7 protein-coding genes are annotated in these 9126 nt (G+C 69.7%); 1 reads left to right on the top strand and 6 read right to left on the bottom strand.

The window, feature by feature from the left end:
- Nucleotides 1-187 precede the first annotated feature (187 nt).
- Nucleotides 188-1150 carry an SCO6745 family protein gene (locus tag NBZ85_RS22535; protein ID WP_261558834.1) on the top strand — a complete coding sequence of 321 codons (963 nt, stop codon included), beginning with the start codon at nucleotides 188-190 and terminating at the stop codon, nucleotides 1148-1150.
- On the opposite strand, the gene NBZ85_RS22530 is transcribed toward NBZ85_RS22535, so the two are convergent.
- The 6 genes from NBZ85_RS22530 to NBZ85_RS22505 form a co-directional block, all read right to left on the bottom strand.
- Complete coding sequence (locus NBZ85_RS22530; protein ID WP_261562547.1) at nucleotides 1117-3177, bottom strand: putative type IV secretion/conjugal transfer ATPase; 2061 nt, start codon at nucleotides 3175-3177, stop codon at nucleotides 1117-1119. The genes NBZ85_RS22535 and NBZ85_RS22530 overlap by 34 nt on opposite strands.
- Before the next feature lie 195 nt (nucleotides 3178-3372).
- Complete coding sequence (locus NBZ85_RS22525) at nucleotides 3373-4875, bottom strand: SCO6880 family protein (protein ID WP_261558839.1); 1503 nt, start codon at nucleotides 4873-4875, stop codon at nucleotides 3373-3375.
- Between the two features lie 58 nt (nucleotides 4876-4933).
- On the bottom strand, nucleotides 4934-6319 hold the full coding sequence (locus NBZ85_RS22520) for a TrbL/VirB6 family protein (protein ID WP_261558841.1): 1386 nt from the start codon (nucleotides 6317-6319) through the stop codon (nucleotides 4934-4936).
- Nucleotides 6316-7122: a DUF8175 domain-containg protein gene (locus NBZ85_RS22515; protein ID WP_261558842.1), complete on the bottom strand. Its 807-nt coding sequence runs from the start codon at nucleotides 7120-7122 to the stop codon at nucleotides 6316-6318. The genes NBZ85_RS22520 and NBZ85_RS22515 overlap by 4 nt, the downstream gene beginning before the upstream one ends.
- A gap of 66 nt (nucleotides 7123-7188) precedes the next feature.
- A complete protein-coding gene (locus NBZ85_RS22510; protein ID WP_261558843.1) occupies nucleotides 7189-7605 on the bottom strand; it encodes a DUF6112 family protein in 417 nt (138 codons plus the stop codon).
- 13 nt (nucleotides 7606-7618) lie between these two features.
- Nucleotides 7619-8728: a hypothetical protein gene (locus tag NBZ85_RS22505; protein WP_261558844.1), complete on the bottom strand. Its 1110-nt coding sequence runs from the start codon at nucleotides 8726-8728 to the stop codon at nucleotides 7619-7621.
- Between the last annotated feature and the right edge of the window lie 398 nt (nucleotides 8729-9126).

Raw genomic sequence — 9126 nt, 5'->3', positions numbered from 1 at the left:
GGCCCCCGGCACCAGGGTGGGAACCGAAGCAGCGTCATTTCCGTCGCGTTTCCGGCGCGTTCCCGCTGGAAGCGGACCATCGGCCGGGGTACCGGCCCCGGCCGGCGCCCGATCATGACGTTTTTTCCTGGCATACGGCCCCCGTGCGGGGGGAGTCTGGAACCGACGCACGCTCGGGAGGAACCGCATGGGCGAGGGTAGACAGACGGACATGGACAATCTCGGCGCGGCAGGCGCCTATGACGCCCGCCGGATCTGGGAGGTGGGGGAGCCGGTTCACGCGGTGATCTACTTCCATCCCGCGGTACCCCGCTTCGGGGCGGAGGCTGGTTCCCACGGCTTCTGGATGGGGTACATCGGCATGCGGGCCGCACCGCTCGGCGCGGCGTCCGCAGCGACGATCACCTCGGCCTTCTACAACTTCGCACCGCGCCGCATCGCCCGCTCCGTTCCGGACGTCTGGGCCTACTCCTCGCCGTCCCGGCTGCTCGACGCCCGCCTCGCGGCGATCGATGTCGTGCTGCGCGAACTGTGGGGGCTGGACACGACGGGCGTGGCGGTGCGGCGCGCCGCGGCGCTCGCCGGTCGGGCGGCGGCGGCCGCGGTCACCGCCGGGCGGCCACTGGCCGCCGCCAACGCAGCCCTGCCCCTTCCCACCGAGCCGCACCTGGCGCTCTGGCAGGCGCTGACGACGCTGCGGGAGCACCGGGGCGACGGGCACATCGCCGCCTTGGTGCATGCCGAGGTCGGCCCCTGCGAGGCACTGGTCCTCGCCGCGGCCACCGGGCGCAGTCCCGGTGAGCAGCTGCGGATCTCGCGCGGCTGGAACGAGCGGGAGTGGGCGGACGCGGTCCGTGACCTTTCCGCGCGCGACTGGCTCACCGCCGACGGCACGCTGACCGAGCGCGGCGCCCAGGCCCGGGACGCGATCGAGGACGCCACCGATCAGCTGGCTGCAGCCCCCTACCTGGCACTGACCGTGGCGGAGCGCGGTGACCTGTACGCGACGCTGTACGGGCTCGCCGAGCGGGTGGCGCTGGGCGGCGGGTTCACCTGGCCCAACCCCATCGGGCTGGACTGGCCGCCGTCCTCGGAGCGGTCGATGGTGGACCTGCGTCAGCCGGTGGAGCTGGGCTCGACCGAGGGATAGCCATAGCCTCCGGTGAACGGCTCCCCGCCGAAGTCGTCACCGTCGAACCCCGCGCCACCGTCGAACCCCGCGTCGTCGGCGACGCCCTCAGCGATGCCGCGACGCAGCGGCCCCGGACCGAGATCCGGCGGATCCAGCTCCGCCGGGTCGAGGTCGTCCGGGGTCAGGTTGATGTCGTCGACCTCACCGTGCATCTTCGACCCGTTCAGCACCACCGGGATCTCCAGATCACCGACCACGTGCTCGACGTAGAAGGCACGGGCGCCGATGAGCCACAACGCGAAGCCCGGATCGAGCCGCGGCAGCAGATCGGCGGCCACGTCGGTGAGCCCGAGGGCCTCCTGCGTGTCGGCGATCTGGTCGGACGCCTGCTTGTACAGGATGCGGATCGCCGTCTCGGCGAGCAGCCCCTTGGCGATTTCCACCGAGTCCGGGGAGGCGGACAGCAGGTCGGAGATGCGATGGGCGACGATCGCGTTGGCGCATCCCCACTGGCGGGCGAGCTTCTGCTGCGCCGAGAGCCGGCGGACGAGCCCCGCGAAGCGCATCAGCCGCCAGCACTCGTCGTAGACGACGTAGCGCTGCACGCCGTCCTGGCGCATCAGGGCCGCTTCCATCCACGCCTGCGCGCACGTCATGATCAGTGCGATCATCTCGTCGCTACCCTGGACCCGCTCCAGGTTGAGCACGGCGATCGGCCGGTCGAAGTCCAGCGGAGAGGTCGTCGGCCCGTCGAACAGGCCGCCGAGCGCGCCGTGGGTGAGCCGGCGCAGCGTCAGGGTGGCGTCGCGGGAGGCGTCGCGCAGCTCGGTGGCCGTCATCGGGAGGTCGACGCAGTCCTCCTCGGTGGGATCGGTCATCGCCTCCAGGACGTGCGGGAGCAGCGGGGTCGCCCAGCGTTCCGGCGAGGCGCCGCTGATCTGCCGGGTGACGACGTCGAGGGCGAGGTCCACGGCGGTGTGCTCGGCCGGGGTGAGCGGCACGCCCTTCGCCGTCTCGATCAGCGACGACAGCAGCGACGACCTGGCCCGCTTGACCTCCCGGGCCCAGTCCGCGTCGGCGATGTTCATCGGGCGCGGCGGCGCGTCCAGCGGGTTGAGCCGGGTCGCCATGCCCGGACCGATGTAGGTGGGCTCGCAGCCGAGCCGGCGAGCCAGCCGGGTGTACTCCCCCTTGGGATCACAGGGCACCGCCGCCTGGTAGCCGAACGCCGCACCACGGGAGATCAGCGTCTTGAGCAGCGCCGACTTGCGGGAGCCGACCGCGCCGAACACAGCGAAGTTCGGGTTCTCGATGACCTGCTGGCGGTACAGCTCGAAGACGTCGAAGTCGAACGAGTTCCCCGACCACACGTGCCGGCCGATGTACATCCCGGGCGCTGCCAGCCCGGAGTCGACCACGAACGGGTAGATGCCGGCGATCTGCGCCGTCGTCTCCATGTGCGCCGGCAGCCGCATCTTGTGATAGGCGCGCCCGGCGAAGGGGCCGAGCAGCTTCGAGGGCTGCGCCCCGCGGCGCAACGCCGCCTGGGCGCGGCGCATCGCGGTCTTCTCCGCCGCGGCGGCGGCCCGTTCCGTCCTGCGGCTGCGCCGCGGCGACGGGGCGGCCGGCGGCGTCGACCGGCGCCGGCGCGGACCGCCACCGAGGTCGACGAAGCCCTCGGCGTCCCGCCCCGGGTCGTGCCCGGCCGCCTCGTACGCCGCTGCCTGGTAACCGTCCGGGTCGTAACCGGCCTCGTCGAAGCTGGGTGGGTCGAGATCGCCGAAGCCGGCATCCTCGAAGCCCGCCTCGTCGTCGTACCCGTCCGTCTCGTCGGCGTCGCCGTACTCGTTCGCCTCGGGGCCGGCGTAGGGGACTGCACCGTCGCGGTCGGCCGCCGCGGAGGCGAGGTCACCGATCGCGTAAGCCCCCGGGATCGGCACGAAGCCGTCCTGGTCGCCGCCCCGGTCCGCCGCATCCGGGCGCACGCCGTTGCGATGGAGCGCGCCGCTGCCGTTGTCGCCGTGGCTGCCGTGCCCCGGACTCATCGGACCTGCGGCGTGGAGACTCCGCCGTTCACGGCGGAAAGGAAACGCCGCCCCTGTTCGGCCACGGATCGACCTGCCTTTCCTAGGATATGATCATGTCCCGTTTCCGGCTCTACCCGATCGCCGAGCTGGTGATCACAAACCTGGTGAGCGTGTAGCAGTGGGAACTCCTCCGCAGTCATCCGGGGGAGGAGGTCAAGCCACTCCCACCGCCAGCGGTAGGGCCCCCACGCTGAAGCCCTGGTCCTGTTCTCCGACGAGGCGCACCATCTCCAGCCGGCTGCGCGACGCCAGCGTCTCGGCCTCACCGCAGGCGTCGGCGAGCCCGTCGAGATCGTCGGCGGAGACCGTGACGAACCCGTGGAAGCGGAACGCCCCGAAGCCGGCGATCAGCTCCTGCTCGCGCCGTTCCACCTCGTCGGCCTCGGCCACGTCCCGCTGCGTCGTGACCTTGCCGACCTTGTCCCGCATCTGCTGTTCGCCGAGGTGCGCCATCCGCCGCCGGTTCACCGCCCTCTCCGCCTTGCGACCGGGCAGCGGCTCCACGACAAGCGACACCGTGCGCCGGCAGGTCGTCTCCATCAGCAGCGGAGCGAGGAAGGCGGCTGGCGAGGGCACCCGGGGCCAGCCGTTGATCCAGTAGGTGGTGTGGTAACCCGAGTCCGTGCGGTAATGATCCCAGGCGGTGACGGTCCGCACGGGACCGGCCACTGCGGGATCGATTCCGGATGCCAGGCCCTTCAACCCGCCGGCGAGGTCGGTGCTCGCGCCGCCGCGGGCGTCGATCATCTCGATCGAGTACGGATCGTAGGTCGTGCGGATGACCGCGGCCAGCGCCCGCGGGGGTAGCCAGCCGACCGTGTTGATCGACGCCCGGGCGAGCGCCGCCTCCATGGTGCGCAGCTCGCCGAGCAGGACCGCGCAGGCCGCCTGGTCGCCACCGCCGGCCCGTTGGATCGCCCGGCGGGCGTCCTTGGCACGCAGTTGGAACGACAGGTAGGTCTCGTGCCGCTGGGCGACGGGACCGGCCGCGTCGATCACCTGCTGGTAGGCGTCCGCGGCCCAGGAGTCGTCGTGGTGGCCGCGGACCCGCCAGTGGCGCTGGAGCTGGTCCCCGGAGTCGGGCAGGGTGCGCTCCAGCCACTGGATGCGGGACAGCTTGCCGCCGCCAGCCGTCAGCCCGGCCAGCAGCTCGCCCCAGGCATCCACCCTGGCCTGCTGGTCGCCGGACTCCAGCAGGGCGAACTGGCTGCCCTGCACCTGCAGGACGGCGGTGTAGGTCTGTTTCTTGGCGTCCTTGACCACCGCTACGTACCGGCCGCCGCCGACCGGTACGGACAGCATCACCAGAGAGGACAGCGGCCCAGGAAGGACCGTGCGGCTGAGCTGGTCCTCTCCGGCGCCTAGCCGGAAGAACGCGCCACGGAACACCGACTCGCCCGTCACCTTCTGCATCGTGAAGCCGAAAAGGATCGGCACCCACTGGTCGAGGTTACGATCCTCCACCCGGACGAAGGCGACGAACAGCAGGGCCACCGCAAGCAGTACCCAGAGCGGAATGGCTACCAACGGTGACCGGAGAGCGCCGAGAACGCAGAGCATCACGCCGATCATCAGAGCGAGCTGCGGCCAGCGCATGCCGAGCATGACGCCGCCGCGTTCGAGCGGCCCGAACCGATAGCTGCGTTCCGCGACCATCTAGTACCTCATTCGCCGATTGACCATCTGCACGGTGCCGCCTGCTTGCACGCCGTGCTCACTGACCGCCGGTGCGGGACGGCGGCAGTTTCGGCGCCGCCACCGTGGTCGGCCGGGCCGCCGGGGCGACCGGCGGCCGGGCCTGGCCGGGCCGCGGGGATGCACCGTTCCTGGCCGGTGCGACGCGGGTGGCGGTCCGGGTCGCACCGCTCGGCCGGGCGCTGGCGCCGACCGAGACGGCCGTCCGGGCGGGGCCGCCGGACCGGGCCGGCTGCCGCACGGCGCCGCCTGTGCCGGAGCCGCCGGTTCGGGGCCGGCCGCTGCCCCGCACCGACGCGGTTGCGGCACCGGCCCGGGAGGACCCGCCCACGGGCGCGCCGATTCCGCCGCGACCGGTCCGTAGCGCGGCTGGCCGCGCGAGTCCCGGCTGGGCGCCAATGCCACCGCTGTCACCGAGCACCCCGCGATTACGCGTCTGGAGCCGGGCACCGATTCCGCGGAAGGTATCGCGGGACGTCGATCCGAGCAGTGCGCCCGCGCCCTGGCCGAAAGACGCCGCGCTACGCCGGCCCGCCGATCCGACTGCCCGCATCAGATGGACGTCGGCGAATCCCATGAGGTGCATGAGGACGAACGGGGCGAACACCGCGGCAATCATGACCACGGTTCCACCGAGGATCGTCAGGGTCTGATCGACCGTGGAACCGGTGGAGTCGCTGGCCATCCCGGCACCGAGCGAAAAAATCGCATAGATGACTGGCTTCGCGAAGATCAGAGCCAGGAGGATCTCGGTGGCGCGCTTGATCCATGCGCTCGTCGACATCGTCGGTTGCCCGGCGAGGTAGAGCGGGATGAAGACCGCCATCACGATGATTGCGACTTTGCGAATGTAGAGCACCACGAACAGTGCAAACGAGAACATGGCGACCAGCAGCGACAGCACGAGATCGAGGGCGAAGTTGCCCTGTTCCGGTAGCGCTCGTACCTGAGCCACGAGGTCGGCCCCCAACGGTTTCCCGTCACCGAAGGCGTCGGCGATGCCGTCCGAAGCGGTCAGGATCATCTGAAGCAGGGCAAGTGCGATAAACGAGCCCAAAATCGAGGTACCGGTCGCAGTAAGTGCCCGAACAAATACGTGCGGGTCGCCCCGCACCGCCCCCATGATGCAGGCACAGAGAAAGAGCCCGGTAACGACCAACACCGCGATCCCGAACGCGATGTTGTAGTTCTTGACAACATAGTCGGCATTTAGATCAATGGTCGTCTTCTGTGCCGCGAAACTGAACACGGAACTCGACAGGTCTGCGGCCATCCCGCAGAACGCCGTCCCCATCGAGTTGAAGTAGGCATCCACACTCCCCGAAATTGCACCTTTAACTGCACTTAGGGGATTTGGATTAAAGGCCAGAATTACCGTACCATCGCCTGCGTTACCAGTCGTCATGCGCCCGCTCCGATCAGAAGAAAACTTTTGAATTCCTCGGACCGTTGCTCGGCCGGGTCTGGGCCATCTGGGCCATCATCGGAATCGGAAAGTTTCCAGTCTGATCCGTTCCAATTCACGCTACACAGGTCGGTACCCCAGAAGTCGCGCGGCTTGAAGTTTGGCGATCCGTTAAGGTTGCCGGCATTTGTGTTAAGCCATATGTGAATTTTAGCTTCATCGGAACTGAAATTATCAATTGCGTAGCCAAGTATTCGATATCTAAAAAGAAAGTTGGGGGAGTTGACAGAAGATACGCCGAAGTTTTTTGCGGTACCGTTGTTTGATTCAATAAGCCGTTGGCTGATGCGATCGGCAACGGAAGGTTGTGTTGTTACAGACCTAAAAACTTCTTTCAGTCGCGCTGGCTCACGGTTCGACGGATTCAAATATCCTGCAACATAGTTTGCGCAGGCACTTACGGCGCCTGACTTGTTGTGGGGATATCCAACTGGGATGCCGAACTCGTTGATGCGGGTGGGAAGGCCGGGGACCTGACTGCCGCTTGCCGCATCTGGCGATCCTCCTCCGGCGGAGTCTGGGGTCGGGACCAGAGTCGGCGTGGGTGGTACAGCCGGCGGGCTAGGGGTTGGAGCTGTACTGGGAGTGGGTGCGGGCGCGACTGAGGCGGTGTCTGGACTCGCGCCCTTGTCCGGGATGACATAGCGTCCGATGACCAATCCGCCGATCACACTCACCGTGCCGGTGGCGACGATGATGATGATCAGACGTCTGGCCACACTCTCCATCAGGCGCGGCAACACCCACTCCCCTCACAAGACGGCACGGTCATCATCGCAATGTCCGCCCGCTGATACCCGGGGAACCGGTCAGAAGAGCGTTGACGATGGGTCATGGACCACGCCGGGGTCAACGGCGACGGTGAGTTCGACGGCGGGTGGGCGCTGCCCGCCCGGGTTGGGCGCGGGTGCGGTGGCCGTCGCGCCCGTGGCCAGGAAGAAGTTGATGAAGGCCGCGGCGGCGCCGACGAGGAATGCCAGACCGAAGCCGGCGATGACGCCGCTCTTTCCGACTGTCGAAGCCCGCTCGAGTCCCATCCGCTCACCGAGTGCCCAGGCGATCCCGCCGAGTAGTACGGCGGCGACGGCAGCGATCACCGCATAGGCGGCCAGGCCGTTGACCAGGTCTTTCAGTGCGTTGATGCCGGGCGCTTTGGTGTCGTCCGGGTTCACCTTCACTTCGGCCAGGATCACGGTCGCCTTGGCGGAGGCGGCGTCCAGGATCATCGCGGTTCCTTTCTCACGGGCGGGGTCCGCCCGGACGATCCGGTCCGGCGATCCTTGAGGGTGCCGTTGGTGACCGTAGGTCGCCGAATGATACGCCTGGCGGCGTGGGGTGATCCGCGGTAGTGCTCGTTGCGCCGCCGGTCGCGCCGGCCTGGGTACGTGCGGTGACTGGTCCGACGGCGTCGCGTGAGGTGCCCGTCGGCTGCTCGCCGGCCGATAGAGGGGTCGCCACCTCGGCCTTTGCCAGCGCGAACAGGCTTTCCACGGTGACCGCGGCCAGCCGCAGGTAAGCACGGCGAGTACGCCGGCGTAGCCGTGGGATACGGACCGGTGTATGCCGGCTCGGGTCCAGCCGGGCGTCGTAGGGGATGCGGACGAGGGAGTCCACCTGCCGGGCGAGCCGTGCCGCGGCCGCTCGGGTGCGGGGCGACGGCCGACCGCGCCGTGGCGCGACGATCGCCGCGACGATCGGCAGCCCCCCGTCGCGGGCTGGCCGCCGGCCCGGCGCCTCGCGGAACGCCTGCAACCGCATGAGGGTCGCTTCCAGATCGGCCGCGGTGGCAAGGGTGATCAGGACGACGAGATCCGCCGCCTCGACGGCGGTCTCCGTCAGCGGAGCTCCGGTCGGCGCGTCGACCAGAACCAGCGGATAGGAGTGCGCGAGCAAGCCCAAAGCCGACCGCAGCCCGGTCGGCGTGACCGACTGCTGTACACCGGACGGGAGGGCGGGCACATCCCGGTCCGTGGGGTCGTCGCCGGCGGGCTGCTGGCGGCCGGCGGTCTGGCCGGCGTCCGGCCGGACGGGCAGCACATCGAGGTCTCGGGCGCCCCCGGAACGCCGGCCGCTGATCATCAAGCGCAGTTCGGCGGCGGACCTCTCGCCGGCCTGGTGCCGGACGACGTCCGCGACGGTGGTCGTCCCGGCGGAGCCGACCCGGTTGGTCAGCGAGTCGCCGCGGGGCTCGTCCTCGTCGTTGCTTGAGGTCGGCGCCGTGCCTTCGGTCGGGAATTCTCCGGGCCACAGGTCGACGGCGAGCACCGGATGGGCACGTACCCCAGTGAGGGTCAGGCCGATCACGCCGGCGAGCGTCGTCGTCCCCGAGTAGGGGAAAAGCGAGGTCACGGTGACCCGCCAGGAGCCCGGCAACGGGATGCGGGCCCGGTCGCGAACCGAGAGCCGGACCGGGATCTCCTCCCATGGCTGCAGGCCGCCCGCTCCGCGCCGGGCTTCTTGCCACGGCCTGAGCGGACCGTCCGAGGCCGACGTGCGGGCCGTGTCGGGCCGATCTGGCGCCGATGCCGGTAGGGCCTTGCGGGGGGGCTGCGGCGGACGAGGGGTCCGCGGCGACGGTGCCGGCTCCACGCCGGGCGCGGCCGGAAGCGCCGGGGTCTTGGCGCGCCCGGCGGACGGGCCCGGCTTGTCACCCGGGATGCCCGTCGGAGCAGTGGGAACGGCAGGCCCGCCCGTCGAAACGCGTGCCCGAGGCGGAATGGGCGCCGGCGTCGGGCGAGGTGCGGCCG

The sequence above is a fragment of the Frankia tisae genome (assembly GCF_025403405.1).
In the GTDB taxonomy this organism is placed as follows: domain Bacteria; phylum Actinomycetota; class Actinomycetes; order Frankiales; family Frankiaceae; genus Frankia; species Frankia tisai.
The sequence above is the reverse complement of the archived record's forward strand: the minus strand, read 5'-3'. Positions and strand labels throughout refer to the sequence as shown.

What these genes read in the sequence shown, in the direction of transcription:
- NBZ85_RS22535 (WP_261558834.1), top strand. Translation starts at nt 188, where the DNA reads ATGGGCGAGGGTAGACAGACGGACATGGACAATCTCGGCGCGGCAGGC.
- NBZ85_RS22530 (WP_261562547.1), bottom strand. Translation starts at nt 3,177, where the DNA reads ATGAGTCCGGGGCACGGCAGCCACGGCGACAACGGCAGCGGCGCGCTC.
- NBZ85_RS22525 (WP_261558839.1), bottom strand. Translation starts at nt 4,875, where the DNA reads ATGGTCGCGGAACGCAGCTATCGGTTCGGGCCGCTCGAACGCGGCGGC.
- NBZ85_RS22520 (WP_261558841.1), bottom strand. Translation starts at nt 6,319, where the DNA reads ATGACGACTGGTAACGCAGGCGATGGTACGGTAATTCTGGCCTTTAAT.
- NBZ85_RS22510 (WP_261558843.1), bottom strand. Translation starts at nt 7,605, where the DNA reads ATGATCCTGGACGCCGCCTCCGCCAAGGCGACCGTGATCCTGGCCGAA.